13 protein-coding genes and 1 pseudogene are annotated in these 15,161 nt (G+C 74.1%); 6 read left to right on the forward strand and 8 right to left on the reverse strand.

The annotated features are described in order from the left end of the window. Positions 1-46: 46 nt before the first annotated feature. Positions 47-814 carry a glycerophosphodiester phosphodiesterase gene (locus ACGF8A_RS01725; protein WP_393103091.1) on the reverse strand — a complete coding sequence of 256 codons (768 nt, stop codon included), beginning with the start codon at positions 812-814 and terminating at the stop codon, positions 47-49. A gap of 195 nt (positions 815-1,009) precedes the next feature. Between ACGF8A_RS01725 and ACGF8A_RS01730 the strand changes: the two genes are divergently transcribed. Next, entirely contained in the window at positions 1,010-2,509 is a 1,500-nt protein-coding gene (locus tag ACGF8A_RS01730) for a PLP-dependent aminotransferase family protein (RefSeq protein ID WP_393103093.1), read from the forward strand. Between the two features lie 305 nt (positions 2,510-2,814). On the opposite strand, the gene ACGF8A_RS01735 is transcribed toward ACGF8A_RS01730, so the two are convergent. Beyond that, positions 2,815-4,413 carry a hypothetical protein gene (locus ACGF8A_RS01735; protein ID WP_393103095.1) on the reverse strand — a complete coding sequence of 533 codons (1,599 nt, stop codon included), beginning with the start codon at positions 4,411-4,413 and terminating at the stop codon, positions 2,815-2,817. Positions 4,414-4,468: 55 nt separating this feature from the next. After that, positions 4,469-4,663 carry a hypothetical protein gene (locus tag ACGF8A_RS01740; protein WP_393103097.1) on the reverse strand — a complete coding sequence of 65 codons (195 nt, stop codon included), beginning with the start codon at positions 4,661-4,663 and terminating at the stop codon, positions 4,469-4,471. Positions 4,664-4,958: 295 nt separating this feature from the next. On the opposite strand from ACGF8A_RS01740, the gene ACGF8A_RS01745 reads away from it, so the two are divergent. The 5 genes and pseudogenes from ACGF8A_RS01745 to ACGF8A_RS01765 all read left to right on the forward strand — a co-directional run. Then, positions 4,959-5,351, forward strand: a complete 393-nt coding sequence (locus ACGF8A_RS01745) for an ankyrin repeat domain-containing protein (RefSeq protein ID WP_393103099.1) — start codon at positions 4,959-4,961, stop codon at positions 5,349-5,351. A gap of 323 nt (positions 5,352-5,674) precedes the next feature. Beyond that, entirely contained in the window at positions 5,675-7,087 is a 1,413-nt protein-coding gene (locus tag ACGF8A_RS01750; RefSeq protein ID WP_393103101.1) for a HEAT repeat domain-containing protein, read from the forward strand. Between the two features lie 193 nt (positions 7,088-7,280). Continuing rightward, positions 7,281-8,408, forward strand: a complete 1,128-nt coding sequence (locus ACGF8A_RS01755; protein ID WP_393103103.1) for a glycosyltransferase family 4 protein — start codon at positions 7,281-7,283, stop codon at positions 8,406-8,408. Then, positions 8,405-9,568, forward strand: coding sequence for a glycosyltransferase (locus tag ACGF8A_RS01760; protein ID WP_393103105.1), 1,164 nt, complete (start codon positions 8,405-8,407; stop codon positions 9,566-9,568). Before ACGF8A_RS01755 ends, ACGF8A_RS01760 begins: the two co-directional genes overlap by 4 nt. Then, positions 9,565-10,404: pseudogene (locus ACGF8A_RS01765) on the forward strand (SGNH/GDSL hydrolase family protein); the annotation flags it as partial. The gene ACGF8A_RS01760 and the pseudogene ACGF8A_RS01765, both read left to right, overlap by 4 nt. A 293-nt stretch (positions 10,405-10,697) precedes the next feature. Here the strand turns inward: ACGF8A_RS01765 and ACGF8A_RS01770 are convergent. From ACGF8A_RS01770 to ACGF8A_RS01790, 5 genes are read right to left on the reverse strand one after another with little or no spacing between them, the layout of a single operon-like run. Beyond that, entirely contained in the window at positions 10,698-11,567 is an 870-nt protein-coding gene (locus tag ACGF8A_RS01770; RefSeq protein ID WP_393103107.1) for a biotin-dependent carboxyltransferase family protein, read from the reverse strand. Beyond that, positions 11,564-12,208, reverse strand: a complete 645-nt coding sequence (locus ACGF8A_RS01775; RefSeq protein WP_393103109.1) for an allophanate hydrolase subunit 1 — start codon at positions 12,206-12,208, stop codon at positions 11,564-11,566. Before ACGF8A_RS01775 ends, ACGF8A_RS01770 begins: the two co-directional genes overlap by 4 nt. Beyond that, a complete protein-coding gene (locus tag ACGF8A_RS01780) occupies positions 12,205-12,963 on the reverse strand; it encodes a LamB/YcsF family protein (RefSeq protein ID WP_393103111.1) in 759 nt (252 codons plus the stop codon). The genes ACGF8A_RS01775 and ACGF8A_RS01780 overlap by 4 nt, the downstream gene beginning before the upstream one ends. Positions 12,964-12,980: 17 nt before the next feature. Then, a complete protein-coding gene (locus ACGF8A_RS01785) occupies positions 12,981-13,802 on the reverse strand; it encodes a putative hydro-lyase (RefSeq protein ID WP_393103113.1) in 822 nt (273 codons plus the stop codon). Continuing rightward, on the reverse strand, positions 13,799-15,118 hold the full coding sequence (locus tag ACGF8A_RS01790; protein WP_393103115.1) for an MFS transporter: 1,320 nt from the start codon (positions 15,116-15,118) through the stop codon (positions 13,799-13,801). The genes ACGF8A_RS01785 and ACGF8A_RS01790 overlap by 4 nt, the downstream gene beginning before the upstream one ends. Between the last annotated feature and the right edge of the window lie 43 nt (positions 15,119-15,161).

Below are 15,161 nucleotides of genomic sequence, written 5' to 3' on the forward strand. Positions count from 1 at the left end.
CCTCGCTTCCCCGTGAAGTGCCCGTGCGCGTGCGCCGCCCGGGGCGTCAGACCCAGACGCCCCGGTCCTCCATGACCTTGCGCAAGGTGCCGATGTGATCGGTCATGATGCCATCGACGCCGAGGTCCAGGAGCCGGTGCATCCGCTCCGCGTCGTTGATGGTCCACACATGCACCTGCAGCCCGCGCGCGTGGGCGGCGCGCACGAACCGGTGGTCCACGACCTGGATGCCCGACTGCGTCTCGGGAACCTGCGCGGCGACGGCGGAGCGGCGCACCATGGCCGGCACGCCCCAGGAGCGCAGTCGCAGGTTGAGCACCCCACGGGTGCCGTACGACGTCGCCAGGCGCGGCCCGGCCTGGCGCTGGGCGCGCACGACGCGGGCCTCGGAGAACGAGCCGACGCAGATCCGGTCCCAGGCGTCGGTGCGGCCGATCAGCTCCAGGAAGGGGTGGAGGGCCGACTCGGCCTTCAGGTCGACGTTCCAGCGCACGTCGGGGAAGGTCTCCAGCAGCTCCTCGAAGAGCGGCACCGGCTCGCTGCCCGCGACCCGTGCCTGGCGCACGTCGTCCCAGGGCAGGTCGGCGATCCGGCCGGCCCCGTCGGTCACCCGGTCCAGCGTCGCGTCGTGGAACGCGACGATCCGCCCGTCCCGCGTGACGTGGACGTCGGTCTCGATGTACCGGTAGCCCATCTCCACCGCGCGCCGGAACTGCAGCGAGGTGTTCTCGAGGCCGTCCGCGGCGCCGCCCCGGTGGGCGAAGGCGATCGGGCCGGGGTGGTCGAGGTAGGGATGCCGTATGCGCGTGCTCACGGACGCAGTATGGCGCGCCGGGGTTGACCGGTGGCAACGCCGGTGCTGCCGTCGGATGCCGAGGGGGCGGCGGAAACGTCGGCGCCGGCCAAGGTGGGATTACCCCCGCTGGTGCCGGTGGCCTGGCACGTGGCACCCTGTGGCTGGGAGAACAATGCCACTCGGGGCCAATTCGGGGAAGGTGGACTGATCGTCATGGGGCAGTGGACCTCGGCGGTGGGTGCGGCGCAGCTGGCCCGGCAGCTCCGGTCGCAGCAGGACCGTCCCGCGGGCCCGGGTTCGCGCCGGCCGCCCGCCTATCGCGCGCTCGCCGACGGCATCAGGCTGCTGGTGCTGGAAGGGCGGGTGCCGGTGGCGGCGCGGCTGCCCGCCGAACGGGAGCTCGCCCTCGCCCTGTCCGTCAGCCGCACGACGGTCGCCGCCGCCTACGAGGCGCTTCGTGCCGAAGGGTTCCTCGAGTCCCGGCGCGGCGCGGGGAGCTGGACCGCCGTCCCGGCCGGGAACCCGCTCCCCGCGCGCGGGCTGGAGCCGCTGCCGCCGGAGGCTCTCGGCTCGATGATCGACCTCGGCTGCGCGGCGCTGCCCGCACCCGAACCCTGGCTGACCCGCGCCGTCCAGGGCGCCCTGGGGGAGCTCCAGCCGTACGCGCACACGCACGGCGACTATCCGGCAGGGCTGCCCGCGCTGCGCTCGATGCTCGCCGAGCGCTACACCGCGCGCGGGATCCCCACCATGCCGGAGCAGATCATGGTGACGACCGGTGCGATGGGCGCCATCGACGCCATCTGCCATCTCTTCGCGGGCCGGGGCGAGCGCGTCGCGGTCGAGTCGCCGTCGTACGCCAACATCCTGCAGCTGATGCGGGAGGCGGGTGCCCGGCTGGTGCCCGTGGCGATGGCCGAGGGGCTCGGCGGGTGGGACATGGACCGCTGGCGGCAGGTCCTGCGGGACGCCGCGCCGCGTATCGCCTACGTCGTCGCCGACTTCCACAACCCGACCGGCGCGCTCGTCGACGAGGACCAGCGCCGGCACCTGGTGGAGGCGTCCAGGTCGGCGGGCACCGTCATCGTCGCCGACGAGACGATGAACGAGCTGTGGGTGGAGCCCGACGTGGAGATGCCCCGCCCGGTGTGCGCCTTCGACCCGGCCGGGTCCACCGTCATCACGGTCGGCTCCGCCAGCAAGGCCTTCTGGGCCGGGATGCGCATCGGCTGGGTGCGGGCCGCGCCCGACGTCATCCGCAGCCTGGTCGCCGCACGCGCGTACGCCGATCTGGGCACCCCGGTGCTGGAACAGCTCGCCGTGCACTGGCTGTTCGGCACCGGCGGCTGGGAGCAGGCCGTGGAACTGCGGCGCGGGCAGGCGCGGGACAACCGGGACGCGCTGGTGACCGCGGTGCGCCGGGAACTGCCCGACTGGGAGTTCGAGGTGCCGCGGGGCGGGCTCACGCTGTGGGTACGGACCGGTGGACTGTCGGGTTCGCGCCTCGCGGAGGCGGGGGAGCGGGTCGGTGTACGGGTGCCGTCCGGCCCGCGCTTCGGCGTCGACGGCGCCTTCGAGGGCTATGTGCGGCTGCCCTTCACCGTGGGCGGCGCGGTGGCGGAGGAGGCGGCGGTACGACTGGCCGCGGCGGCACGGCTGGTACGCAGCGGCGGGACCGTCGGGGCGGAGGCGCCGCGGACGTTCGTGGCGTAGGCCGGGCGCCCGTTGGCCGGGCAGGCGGGCCGGGGAGTGTGGCCGGTGGCCGCGCGTGTGTGGGTGTGGTCCGTGCGGGCTGTGCGGTGAGGTCGGGGGCTGCGTGCGGGTGCGGGCTGTGCGGTGAGGTCGGGGGCTGCGTGCGGGTGCGGGCTGTGCGGTGAGGTCGGGGGCTGCGTGCGGGTGCGGGCTGTGCGGTGAGGTCGGGGGCTGCGTGCGGGTGCGGGCCGTGCGGTGTGTTCGAGCGCTGCGTGCGAGTGAGTGCGGGCCGCCGACGTGCTTCCTCCGTGGCTCCGGCGCCGGGTTCAGGAGCTCTCCGCCACTGCCGCCGCCTCCGCCGGTACCGGCTCGGGCTCGGGTGCCGCCGGGACCGGGTCCGGCTTCGCGTCCGCCGGACTCGTGCGGGGCGGAAGCAGGTCCAGCACCGCCTGGCGGTGCGCGTCGCTCGTCGCGTCGTCGTACGGGTCCGGGGTGGCCGGGACCTGAAGGCGCAGGACCGGGCCCGTCCCCAGGCGGGCGTAGCCGCGGCCGGCGGGGACGTGCGCGACCGGGGTGGTGTGCGGGGGCGCGCCCAGGATCGTCGTGAGCTGCTCCCTGGTGGTGGGGCCGAGGACCACCCGCGCGCGGGTGTGCCGGCGCACCGGGTCGCTCAGGGCGTCCAGGCTGTCGAACTGTTCGGCGACGACCACGGTGACGTTGGCGGCGCGGCCGTGCCGGAGCGGTACCTGGAGCAACGACTGGGGGTCCTTGTGGCCGTCGGCGGCGGCCACGAGGGCGAGCGCCGCCGGGCGGTCCAGCAGGATCCACAGCGGCCGCTTCGTGTCGTCCGGCGCCGGGTGGCCCGCCTGACGCGCGCGGTTGACGGCGATCAGCCGGCGTTCGGTCTCGGTCGCGGCCCACTCCAGACTCGCCAGTGCCCCGGTCAGCGCGCACTCGACGGCGAGGACCCCGTCCCGGCCGATCAGGCAGGCGTACTCACCGGTGCCGCCGCCCTCGACGACGAGGACGTCGCCGTACTGCAGGGCCTGGAGCGCCACGGAGCGCAGCAGGGTGGAGGTGCCGCTGCCCGGCTGGCCGGTGACCAGCAGGTGGGGTTCGGTGGAGCGGATCCCGGTGCGCCACACCACGGGTGGCATGTCGCGCCGTTCCTCGCCGTGGACCAGCGGCAGCGTGCGCTGGACCTCGCTCGCGTCGGTGAAGCCGAGGACCGTCTCGCCGGGTGCCGTCACGAATCGCTGGGCGGCGATGTCGGTGGGCAGCGGCGCGAGGACCGTGACCGTGAGCTGGTTGCCCTCCTCGTCCCACATGAAGTGGTACTCGCGGTCACGGCCCGCCTTGGCCGTCAGAAGATGCTCGACACGCGCGCGTGCCTCCGGCTCGCTGTCCGGAAAGTACGCCGGGTATCCGACCACCAGGTGTGAGATCCGGCCGGCGCCGTCGAACTCGTACTCCGGGAAGGTCTTCTCCCAGTCCCCGCCGTGGGCGTACAGGGGTGCCGGGTCCTCGGCGACGGAGAAGAACGGGACCAGTGCCTCGTACAGCGACTGCAGGCGCTGCGTCTGGGCCTCGTCCGGCCCCTCGGAGGCCGGGGGCGTGCGGTCGCGGCCCTGCCAGGCTGCCGCCGCCATCAGGGCGACGGCGGCGAGCAGCGGCCCGTACGGCGCGAGCGCGACGGCGAGGACCACCGAGGCCACCAGGAACAGCAGATGGCCACGCTTGTCCTTGGGCGTCTCGGCCCACTTGCGCCGCCCGGCCGCCGCCAGCCGGCGCAGCCCCCGGGTGATGGTGATCAGCGGGTGGAGGACGTCGGTGGCGCTGTCGGCCGCCGTCCGGGCCAGCTCCCGGGTCCGGGCCAGCTGCGCGCCGCCGTTGCTCAGAATGCGGGGAAGAGGGCGCCGGGCCACTGCTGTCTCCTGGAGGTGCGTGCGGGCGGGGTGGTGGGTCCGGACGGCCCGGGGGTCAGAACTTGATGCCGCCCAGGAGACCCGCCAGGCTCTCGCCGCCCGCCTTGATGCTCGGGGCGATGGCCGTGCTCGCGAGGTAGAAGCCGAACAGGGCCGCGATGCAGGCGTGGGACGCCTTGAGTCCGTCCTTGCGGAAGAAGATGAAGACGACGATGCCGAGCAGGACGACGCCTGAGATGGACAGAATCATGAGGTCTCCTGGTGTCGAGGGGGACAGTCACCATGAGTACTTCCCTGTTCACAGGATGTATCTATACGATAAAAGGTGCAACTGGGTGAAATATGGTCGATATCGTCCGTACGGCGCAGCTGGGACGGTCCGGGGGTGCTGGGAGCTTGCGCCCGGCGGGTGCATTGGTGATCTTTGCCTCGGGCATGGCCCGTCATGTCCCCGCACAGCCAGTACGCTGGCGATTCACCCATAGGGCCCAGCAGTGCGGTTAGCTGTAGTTCGTACGCGAACGTAGTGAGAGGCGGTCCGGCCGATGACCGAAGCCCCCGACCCCGAGGTCGTGGAGCTCGCGACCAAGATCTTCGATCTGGCCCGGCAGGGGCGGACCGAGGCGCTCGTGGCGTACGTCGACGCGGGCGTTCCGGTCAACCTCACCAACGACCGCGGCGACTCCCTCGTCATGCTCGCCGCCTATCACGGGCACGCCGGGACGGTGCGCGAGCTGCTCGCCCGCGGCGCCGAGGCGGACCGCGTCAACGACCGGGGTCAGACGCCCCTCGCCGGGGCGGTCTTCAAGGGCGAGCAGGAAGTGATCGAAGCCCTGCTGGAAGGCGGCGCCGATCCGGCCGCGGGCACCCCGTCGGCCGTCGACACCGCCCGGATGTTCGGCAAGGCGGAGCTGCTGGAACTGTTCGGCGCACGCTGAGACACCACCCCGGCCAGGCAGGACAGGCCTCCTGGCCGGGCAGGACACGGAAATCGGGGGAGGCGGTACCTGGCCGCCGGAAATATCGGTCGCGGCATCGAGAAGCGCCGGGTCATCATGACGTCGTGGTTCACGGACGTGAGGGCTGGGCAGGCGAAGCCGCACCGCGCGGGCCGTGACGCGGCCCGCATGGGCCACCGACGAGAGGCAGAGGAAGATGGTCTACAGCAAGCAGAAGACGGCGGGCGCCCCGACGTGTTGTCACGCGGCCAGGTAGAGCACGTTTCCCGGTTGCGTCGACGCTTGATGTGAGGCTGTTTCCCATGTTCGATCCGGTCATAGCGCCCAGCGGTACGCTGCTCGGCCTGCTGCAGCGGGGCCGCGGCGACGGCACGCTGCACGCGCTCACCGCCCCCCGTCCCGAGGCGCTCGCGGCGCTGAACCACTGTGTGCTGCGCGACCCCCGCCGCGACTGGCAGGTGGAGAACCGCTCGCTGTACTACGCCCGCCTCTACCTCGACCTGAACGGCGACCTGGACGCGATCGAGGCGCACCTCTTCGACCCCGAGGACGTCGTCGACGACGACGAGTCCCGCACCGGACTCGCCCTCTCCGTCCTCGGCCACCTCGCGTCCTACGGCAGGCACGACGCGCTCGCCCTGCTGCGCAGGTACGCCGCCCAGGGGTCCAACTGGGCCTGGGCCCTGGACGAACTGGCCCTGCGCGACGACGACGCCGGGCTGCGCACCCTGGCCGTGCCGGTGCTGGCCCGCTTCCCGGCGGACGCCGAGGGCGAGGCCGAGCTGGCCGCCGCCGTGCGCGACGCCTTCGAGCCGCGGCCCTGGCGGCTGTGGGCCGATGACCCGCGCGCGACGATCGGCGCGCGCGTGCGTGCCGCCCAGGAGACGGGCTGCTTCGACCGCTGGCAGCGGCAGATGCGGCCGGCCGGGCCACGCCCGGGGTGGAGCGTGCAGGCCGTGTTCGAGTGGGCTCAGCACGGCGTCGAACGCGGCGCCGCGCTGCACGTCCCGGCCGCCCGCTGTCTCACGGCGGTCGCCGGCCCCGAGGACCGGCCCGAGATCGTCCGCGCCGCCCAGGACGGTACCGAAGGTGCCCGCTGCACCGCGCTGCGCTATCTCGCCGACAGTAACGATCCCGAGGCGCTCGAGCTGATCGAGGCGGCCGTGGTCACCGGCACGCCGCCCGTCGTGGAGGCGGCCGTCGAGGCCTTCGAACGGATGCGCAGTGTGGCCGCCGTCGACCGGGCGCGAAGCTGGGCACGCCGCCCCGATCCGCTGGGAGCCGCCGCCGGACGCGTACTCGCCTGCCGGGGCGGCGCCAAGGACAGCGACCTGGTCCTCGGCGCGATCCGGGAGGCCGTGCGGGGCGAAGGGCCCGACGCGCCGACCCTGTGGACCCTCGTGGACGGCGCGGGACGGCTCGGCATCGGCTGTGCCGCACCGGTTTTGCGCCATGTCTACCGCGAGACCGGCTCGTCCCATCTGCGGGGCAGGGCCGCCCGTGCGCTCGCCGCCACCGACCCCTCCTTCCCCTCCGGTTTCGGCGTCGAATGCCTCTGGGACTGCGAGGAGACCACCCGGGAGCTCGCCGCCCGGCACGCCGAGACCGGAGACACCCGCGTCGTCGAGCAACTGCGCCGGCTCGCCTCCGACCCCGCCGAGGAGGCGGAGGTCCAGACCGCGGTACGCAGCCGGATCGGTCCCGAAGCCATGTGAACGCCGCCCTCCCCCTTCCCGGGGTGACAGGGAGCCGGACCGCCCGCCGGGTGAACGGCGGTCGACCCGGAGGCCAGGAGTGTGTGGCCGCGGGCTGACGCTCTCGGGTACGCAGCGCAACGCTCATGGATCGTTCCCCGTTCGGAAAGATCGACGTTGACGCGGCCACGTCCAGCGTGGCGACAACAGCCCTATGCGTGTCGTCATCGTGACCGAATCCTTTCCCCCCGATGTGAACGGCGTGGCCCACTGCGCGCTCCAGACCGCCCGACACCTCGTCGATCGCGGTCACGCTCCCATCGTCGTCGCCCCGGCCCCCGCGCCCGGGAACAAGGCGGACGCCCTCGCGCCCTGCCCCGTCGTCCACGTCCCCTCGCTCCCGCTCCCCGGCTACCCCCAGGTCCGGGTCGCCCTGCCCAGCCGGCGCCTGGCCGCCGCGCTGATCTCGCACCAGCCCGACATCGTGCACCTCGCCAGCCCCTTCATCCTCGGCGTCCGGGGCATGGCCGCGGCGGCCCGGCTCGGCGTGCCCGCCGTCGCCATCTACCAGACCGACCTCGCCGGGTACGCCCGCACCTACGTCGGCGCCGGTGAGGCCGCGGCCTGGCGGCGCATCCGCTCCGTGCACTCCGCCGCAGACCGCACCCTCGCGCCCTCCAGTGCCTCCCAGGGCGACCTGGAGGCCCACGGCGTCCCCCGCGTGCACCTGTGGCAGCGCGGTGTCGACACCGCCCGCTTCCGCCCCGAACTGCGAGACGAGGCACTGCGCCGCGAACTCGCCCCGAACGGCGAGCTGATCGTCGGCTACGTCGGGCGGCTCGCGCCCGAGAAGCACGTCGAGTTGCTCTCCGGGGTCTGCGGGCTGCCCGGCGTGCGCGTGGTCGTCGTCGGCGACGGACCGAGCCTGCCCGGCCTTGCCGAGGCGCTGCCCGGGGCGGTCTTCCTGGGCCGCCGTACCGGTGACGACCTCGCCCGGATCTTCGCCTCGCTGGACGTCTTCGCCCACACCGGACCTTTCGAGACCTTCTGTCAGACCGTCCAGGAGGCCATGGCCAGCGGTGTCCCCGTGGTCGCGCCCGCCGCCGGCGGCCCGAAGGACCTGGTCGACCACGGTCGCACCGGGATCCTGGTGCCCCCGCGCGACGCGGACGCCGTCCGGGACGCCGTGGCCGCCCTGGCCGCCGACCCGGCGCTGCGCAGGTCCTTCGGGACCACCGCCCGCGCCACGGTCGAGGGCCGCACCTGGGCGGCCATCGGCGACCAGCTGATCGTGCACTACGAGGCCGTCCTCGACGCGCGCAAGCCGGCGGTGGCGGCATGAACACGTCCCTGCGCATCGTCCGGCTGGCGAACTTCGTCGCCCCCGCATCCGGCGGCCTGCGCACCGCGCTGCGGGAGCTGGGCAAGGGCTTCAAGCTCGCGGGCCACGATCCGGTCCTGATCGTGCCGGGCGAGCGGTACAGCGACCGGGACACCGAACAGGGCCGGGTGATCACCCTGCCCGGACCGGTGCTGCCCGGCACCGGCGGCTACCGCGTTCTGCTCGACAAGCGCCGCGTCGCAGCCCTCCTGGAGCAGCTCGGCCCGGACCGCCTGGAGGTCTCCGACCGCACGACGCTCAGGTGGACCGGCAAGTGGGCGCGGCGTGCCCGGGTACCCGCCGTGATGGTCTCCCACGAGACCGCCGACGGCGTCCTGCGCACCTGGGGCCTGTCGGAGAACGTCTCGCGGCGCGCCGCCGACGCCCTCAACGTGCGCACGGCCCACACCTACTCCAAGGTCGTGTGCACCACCGAGTTCGCCGAGCGGGAGTTCATCCGGATCGGGGCCCGCAACGTCGTACGCGCGCCCCTGGGTGTCGACCTGATGAACCGGCGCCCCACCCTGCGCGACGCGGCGCTGCGCGACACTCACGCGCGGGCGGACGAGAAGCTGCTCGTGATGTGCTCACGGCTGTCCGTCGAGAAGCGGCCGGGCACCGCCCTGGACGCCCTGGAGTCACTGCGCCAGCGCGGCGTGCGCGCGGTGCTCGTGGTGGCCGGCAACGGGCCGCTGCGCCCCGGCCTGGAGAAGCGGGCGCAGGAGCGCGACCTGCCGGTGACCTTCCTCGGGCACGTCGCCGACCGCAGCCTGCTCGGCGCGCTCCAGGCCACCGCGGACGTGTGCCTGGCCCCCGGGCCGGCCGAGACGTTCGGGCTCGCCGCGCTGGAGGCCATGGCCTGCGGCACGCCCGTGGTGGCGAGCGCCTCCTCCGCGCTGCCCGAGGTCATCGGGTCCGCCGGTGCCACCGCGGCGGACAACGGGGACGCCTTCGCGGACGCCGTGGAGATGCTGCTCGACCGGCCCGAGCGTGAGCGCCGGGAGACGGCACGCGCGCGTGCGGAGTGCTTCGGCTGGGGTACGGCGGTGGACGCCTTCCTCGCCACGCACGACGCCGCGGTGCCCGAGCGCCCCTTCGCCCGTGCGGAGGGCGCGGCATGAGAGCCGTCCGTTACGTCGCCCTCGGGGACTCGCTGACCGAGGGGGTCGGCGATCCCGTGGGGAATGGGTGGCGCGGCTGGGCCGCGCTGCTCGCCGGCGGCCTGTCCGAGCCGCCCGCCGAATTCACCAACCTCGCGGTCAGCGGGGCGCAGACCCGAGACGTGCTGGAGACCCAGCTGCCCGCCGCGCTGGAGATGCGGCCGGACGTCGCGTCCGTCCTCGTCGGCGTGAACGACACGCTGCGCCGCACCTTCGACATCCACCACATCACCGAGCGCCTCGACAAGGTCTACGCGGCCTTCACCCGGCAGGGCACGGCTGTCCTGACCGCCTGCCTGCCCGACCCCGGCACGATGCTGGGACTGCCCGGGGTGCTGGCCAACCCGCTGGCCCGGCGGCAGCGCGCGGTGAACACCGTGGTCCACGCGCTCTCCGAGCGGTACGGGGCATTGCACCTGCACGCGGCCGAGGGGGACTGGGTGGGCGACCGGGCCATGTGGTCCTCGGACCGGCTGCACCCGGGGGAGCGGGGTCACCGCCAGCTGGCCGTCCGGTTCCACGGGCTGCTGGCGGACGCCGGGATCGCCACGGGCGACGCGCCGCCCGCCGAGCCCGAGTTCCCGCCGCCCACCAGGTCGGCGAGCCTGCTGTGGCTCGCCACTGCGGGCACCGCCTGGGTGCTGCGGCGATGCAACGATCTGCTGCCTCAGCTGCTGCGCCTGGCCGCTGTCGAGATGCGGCACCGCGCACGCGGCACCTGCGCCCGGCTCGACCTGCGATCTGCGACCGCGGTGTCGATGGCGCTGGCGGCACTGTCGGCGCCGGAAACGAGGCCGGGACAGCGTCCCGAGTCCGGGAAGCTCGTCCTGCCCGAAGAGCTCTCGATGCCGGGCCAGCGGACGGGGCCGGACCAGCGCGCGGTCGTGAAGCAGCGGGCGGGGGCCGAGCAGCGGTCCGCACCGGGCCGGCGGGCGGGGGCCGGGCAGACGCCGTCGCCTGGGCAGCGGGCCGTCGCGGAACAGTGTGCGGTGACGGAGCAGCGGTCCGTCGCGGAGCAGCGTCCGGTCGCCGAGCCGCAGCCCGAGCCGGAGGCGGCGTAGGACCGGACTCCCACGGGAGCCACGGTGTGTCAGCGACGGCGTACCGCCACGAAGCGCACCGGTGTGCCCGGTACCGCCTGTGCGGCCGCCGGGAGGTCGGCCGTGCGGACCACCGCGACGACCGGGTAGCCGCCGGTCGTCGGGTGGTCGGCGAGGAAGACGACCGGCCGGCCGTCGGGCGGGACCTGGACCGCGCCCAGGACCATGCCCTCACTGGGGAGTTCGCCGGGACGGGCCCGCTGCAGGGCGGGCCCCTCCGTGCGCAGCCCGATGCGGTTGCCCGCGGCGGACACGCGGTACGCGCGCGACGTGAACATTCGTACGGCCTCCCGCGTGAACCAGTCGTCGCGGGGACCGAGCGTCACCCGCAGGACCAGCTCCGCCGGTGGCGCCGGCTGCGGAGCGACGTCCACGCGCGTGTAGGGGCGGCTCATCCGCCCCAGGGGGAGTACCGCGCCGTTCGTGAGGGGCGGCGGGCCGAGCCCCGACAGCAGGTCCGTGGAGCGGCTGCCGAGCACCGGCTCGACGGCGATGCCGCCGCGGACTGCCACGTAGCCGCGGACCCCGCGCACCGCCGCGCCGACGTCCAGGACAGCGCCCGCGGGCACCCGCAGCGGCGCGCACCACGCGACCGGCCGCCCGTCCACCGTGACCCGGCAGGGCGCGCCCGTGACCGCCATGGTGACCGTGGAACGCGGCCGGACGGCACAGCCGTCGAGGGTGGTCTCCAGGACGGCTGCCTCGGGCGGATTGCCGGCCAGCCGGTTCGCTAGGGCCGCCGCGGGCGCGTCCAGGGCCCCGGAGCGCGGCACGCCGAGGTGGGCGTGACCGGGGCGGCCCAGGTCCTGCACGGTGGTCAGCGCCCCGGCGCGTACGACGGCGAGCGCGCGGTCCGTCATCGGTGCCCCACCACCGGACCCTGGTGATCGGCGCGCACCGGGACGAACCGCACGCGCGTGCCCGGGGCCAGCAGCGCGGCGGGCACGCGTGCGTGGTCCCACAGCACCGCGTCCGTGCTGCCGATCAGCTGCCAGCCGCCCGGGGACGCGTGCGGGTACACGCCCGTGTAGGGGCCGGCCAGCGCCACCGAACCCGCCGGGACGGCGGTGCGCGGGGTCGGGCGGCGCGGGACGTCGTAGCGCGGCGGCAGACCGGTCAGGTAGCCGAAGCCGGGGGCGAAACCGCAGAAGGCGACCCGGAACTCGGTCCCGGCGTGAACGCGTGCCACCTCCCGTTCGCTCACGCCCCACAGGGCGGCGACGTCCGCCAGATCGGGGCCGTCGTAGCGCACCGGGAGTTCGACGACCTCCCCCGCGCGCGGGGGAGCGGGGGGCACGGCGGCGGCCGCCAGCTCGGAAGCCAGGCGGAGCGCGTCCGTCAGGCCGTCGAGGAGGACGGTACGGGCCGCGGGCACGATGTCGCGAACCGTGAGCGACCCCTCGGCGCGGCGGCGCAGCAACTCCGCGTGCAGCGCCTGTGCGTGGTCGCCGGAGGAGACCTCCACGAGCAGGCCGTCGTCGCCGACCGGCAGCACCCTCATGCGAAGGCCTCCACCCGGACACCGGCCTCTTCGAGCTGTCGGCGCACCCGCCGGGCCAGCTCCACCGCGCCGGGGGTGTCCCCGTGCAGGCACAGGGACCGCGCGCGTATCCCGATGCGGGCCCCGGAGTGGGAGACGACCGTCCCGGAACGGGCCAGGCCCACCGACCGTGCCACGACGGCCTCGGGATCGGTCACGACGGCGCCCTCGCGGCCGCGCGGCACCAGGGTGCCCTCGTCGGTGTACGCGCGGTCCGCGAACGCCTCCGGGACCGCCGCGAGCCCCGCCTTCCCGGCGAGTGCCAGCAGTCGCGAGCCGGGCAGCCCCAGCACGGGCAGCGAGCCGTCCGCGAGGAGCACGCCGTAGACGACCGCACCGGCCTGCTCCTCGTCGTGCACCACGCGGTTGTAGAGGGCGCCGTGCGGCTTGACGTAGGCCACCCGGGCCCCGGCCGCGCGGGCGAACACCTCCAGGGCCCCGATCTGGTAGGCCACCTCGGCCGCCAGCTCGGCGGGCGGCACGTCCATCGCGCGCCGCCCGAACCCGGCCAGGTCGCGGTAGGAGACCTGAGCGCCGATCGTCACTCCGCGCGCGGCGGCCAGCTCGCACACCCGCCGCATGGTGGCCGCGTCCCCGGCGTGGAAGCCGCAGGCCACGTTGGCGCTGGAGACGACGGACAGCAGTTGCTCGTCGTCGGTCAGCCGCCAGCGGCCGAAGCCCTCGCCGAGGTCGGCGTTCAGATCGATCGCGGTCATGGGGTCCCCTTGGCTGCTCAGGCCACGCGGTACTGGTCGTCGCGGGCGTCGGTGAGGAACATCTGGCCCGGTGCGTGGGTGAGGGCGAACGGCGGGCGGGAGGCCATCACCGCCGCCTGCGGGGTCACCCCGCAGGCCCAGAACACCGGGATGTCGTCCGGATCGGCGGTCACCGGATCGCCGAAGTCGGGCCGGTCGAGATCGTCGATGCCGAGCGCCGACGGGTCACCGCAGTGCACGGGGCTGCCGTGCACCGCAGGGAGCAGACTGCTCTCCCGGATCGCAGCCCCGAGCCGCGAGGGCGGCACCGGGCGCATGGACACCACCATGGGCCCGCTCAGACGCCCCGCCGGACGGCACTGACGACTCGTCACGTACATCGGCACGTTCCTTCCCTGCTCGACATGGCGCAGCGGCACACCCGCTGCGGACAGTGCCCACTCGAAGGTGAAGCTGCACCCGATCAGGAACGACACCAAGTCGTCCCGCCAGTGCGCGAGAACGTCCGTCGGTTCGTCCACCAACTCGCCGTCCTGCCAGATTCGGTAGCGCGGGAGGTCGGTGCGCAGATCCGCGCCGGCCGCGAGCACGGTCGTCCAGGAACCGGCGTCCGTGACGTCCAGGACCGGGCACGGCTTGGGATTGCGCTGGCAGAACAGCAGCATGTCCCAGGCCCATTCGGCGGGCACCGCGACCAGGTTGACCTGGGTGTGGCCGGCGGCGACCCCGGCCGTGGGGCCGGCCAGTCCCGCGCGGAAGCGGGTCCGGGCCGCTTCCGGGGTCCACGCGCGCGCGTGCTCGTCCACGAGGGCCAGGGGGCGGTCGTCGGCGCGCCTCACACCAGCTCCTTGCCTCGCGTCTCGGGCAGCCCCAGCAGCGCCAGCGCCGCGAGTCCGTAGCCGATCGCACCGAAGACGAGCGCGCCGCCCACACCCCAACTGTCCGCCAGGAACCCGACGGTGGTGGGGAAGACCGCGCCGACGGCCCGGCCGGTGTTGTAGGTGAAGCCCTGCCCCGTGCCGCGCACGGCGGTCGGGTACAGCTCGCTCAGGAACGACCCGAAGCCGCTGAAGATGGCCGACATGCAGAACCCGAGCGGGAACCCCAGCACCAGCACGAGGGTGTTGGCGCCGCCGGGGATGTTCGCGTACGCCAGGATGCAGACCGCCGACAGCAGGGCGAACAGCCAGATGTTGCGCCGCCGGCCCAGCTTGTCGGTGAGGTAGCCGCCCGTGAGATAGCCGACGAAGGCGCCGGAGATCAGGAAGGTCAGATAGCCGCCGGTGCCCACCACGGACAGGTCGCGCTCCGTCTTGAGGTACGTCGGCACCCAGGTCGCCAGCGTGTAGTAGCCCCCCTGGACGCCGGTGGAGAGCAGCACGGCGAAGAGCGTCGTGCGCAGCAGGCCCGGCGTGTCGGCCGTGTCCCGCTTGAAGATGGCCGCGAATGAACCTTTTTGCGGGCTTTTCTCCCGTGTGGCAGCCGCCCCAGGAGCGTCGTGGACGCGACGCCGCATCCAGATGACCAGCAGCGCCGGCAGCGCGCCGGTCCAGAACATCACGCGCCAGGCCAGGTCCTCGTCGAGGAACGAGAAGACCAGCGTGTAGACGATCGCGGCCAGGGCCCAGCCGACGGCCCAGGAACTCTGGATCACGCCGAGCGTGCGCCCCCGGTGCCTGGCGCTCGCGTATTCGGCGACCAGGATCGCGCCGACCGCCCACTCGCCGCCGAAGCCCAGGCCCTGCAAGGCCCTGAAGACCAGCAGCGTCTCGTAGTTGGGTGCGAAGCCGCAGGCCACCGTGAACACGGCGTACGTGACGACCGTGATCATCAGCGCCTTGACCCGGCCGATCCGGTCCGCCAGCACGCCCGCGAGGGCGCCGCCGATCGCGGACACGACGAGCGTGACGGTGGTGAGCAGGCCCGTCTGGCCGCTGTCCAGGCTGAAGTAGGCGGCCAGCGCGACCATGCTCAGCGGGAGAGTGAAGTAGTCGTACGAGTCCAGCGCGTAGCCGCCGAAGGCGCCGGCGAAAGCGCGGCGGCCACGCGGGCCGAGTGCGCGCAGCCAGCCGAACGCGCCGTCACCGTCGTTCTGTTCACTCTTTTCCGGGCGGGCGCCGGTGGTCGGGGCCGGCGGTGGAGGGGTCGTGCTCATGGGCACCTCGCAGAGGGGGGACGGAGGGTGCTTGCGGACTGAG

Origin of the sequence: Streptomyces sp. NPDC047706 (assembly GCF_043204795.1) — a bacterium.
Lineage (GTDB): Bacteria > Actinomycetota > Actinomycetes > Streptomycetales > Streptomycetaceae > Streptomyces.

Bases quoted from the DNA above. Each gene is read 5' to 3' on its own strand.
- ACGF8A_RS01770 (WP_393103107.1), bottom strand. From the start codon at position 11,567: ATGACGGACCGCGCGCTCGCCGTCGTACGCGCCGGGGCGCTGACCACC.
- ACGF8A_RS01745 (WP_393103099.1), top strand. From the start codon at position 4,959: ATGACCGAAGCCCCCGACCCCGAGGTCGTGGAGCTCGCGACCAAGATC.
- ACGF8A_RS01730 (WP_393103093.1), top strand. From the start codon at position 1,010: ATGGGGCAGTGGACCTCGGCGGTGGGTGCGGCGCAGCTGGCCCGGCAG.
- ACGF8A_RS01775 (WP_393103109.1), bottom strand. From the start codon at position 12,208: ATGAGGGTGCTGCCGGTCGGCGACGACGGCCTGCTCGTGGAGGTCTCC.
- ACGF8A_RS01750 (WP_393103101.1), top strand. From the start codon at position 5,675: ATGTTCGATCCGGTCATAGCGCCCAGCGGTACGCTGCTCGGCCTGCTG.
- ACGF8A_RS01780 (WP_393103111.1), bottom strand. From the start codon at position 12,963: ATGACCGCGATCGATCTGAACGCCGACCTCGGCGAGGGCTTCGGCCGC.
- ACGF8A_RS01760 (WP_393103105.1), top strand. From the start codon at position 8,405: ATGAACACGTCCCTGCGCATCGTCCGGCTGGCGAACTTCGTCGCCCCC.
- ACGF8A_RS01740 (WP_393103097.1), bottom strand. From the start codon at position 4,663: ATGATTCTGTCCATCTCAGGCGTCGTCCTGCTCGGCATCGTCGTCTTC.
- ACGF8A_RS01790 (WP_393103115.1), bottom strand. From the start codon at position 15,118: ATGAGCACGACCCCTCCACCGCCGGCCCCGACCACCGGCGCCCGCCCG.
- ACGF8A_RS01755 (WP_393103103.1), top strand. From the start codon at position 7,281: ATGCGTGTCGTCATCGTGACCGAATCCTTTCCCCCCGATGTGAACGGC.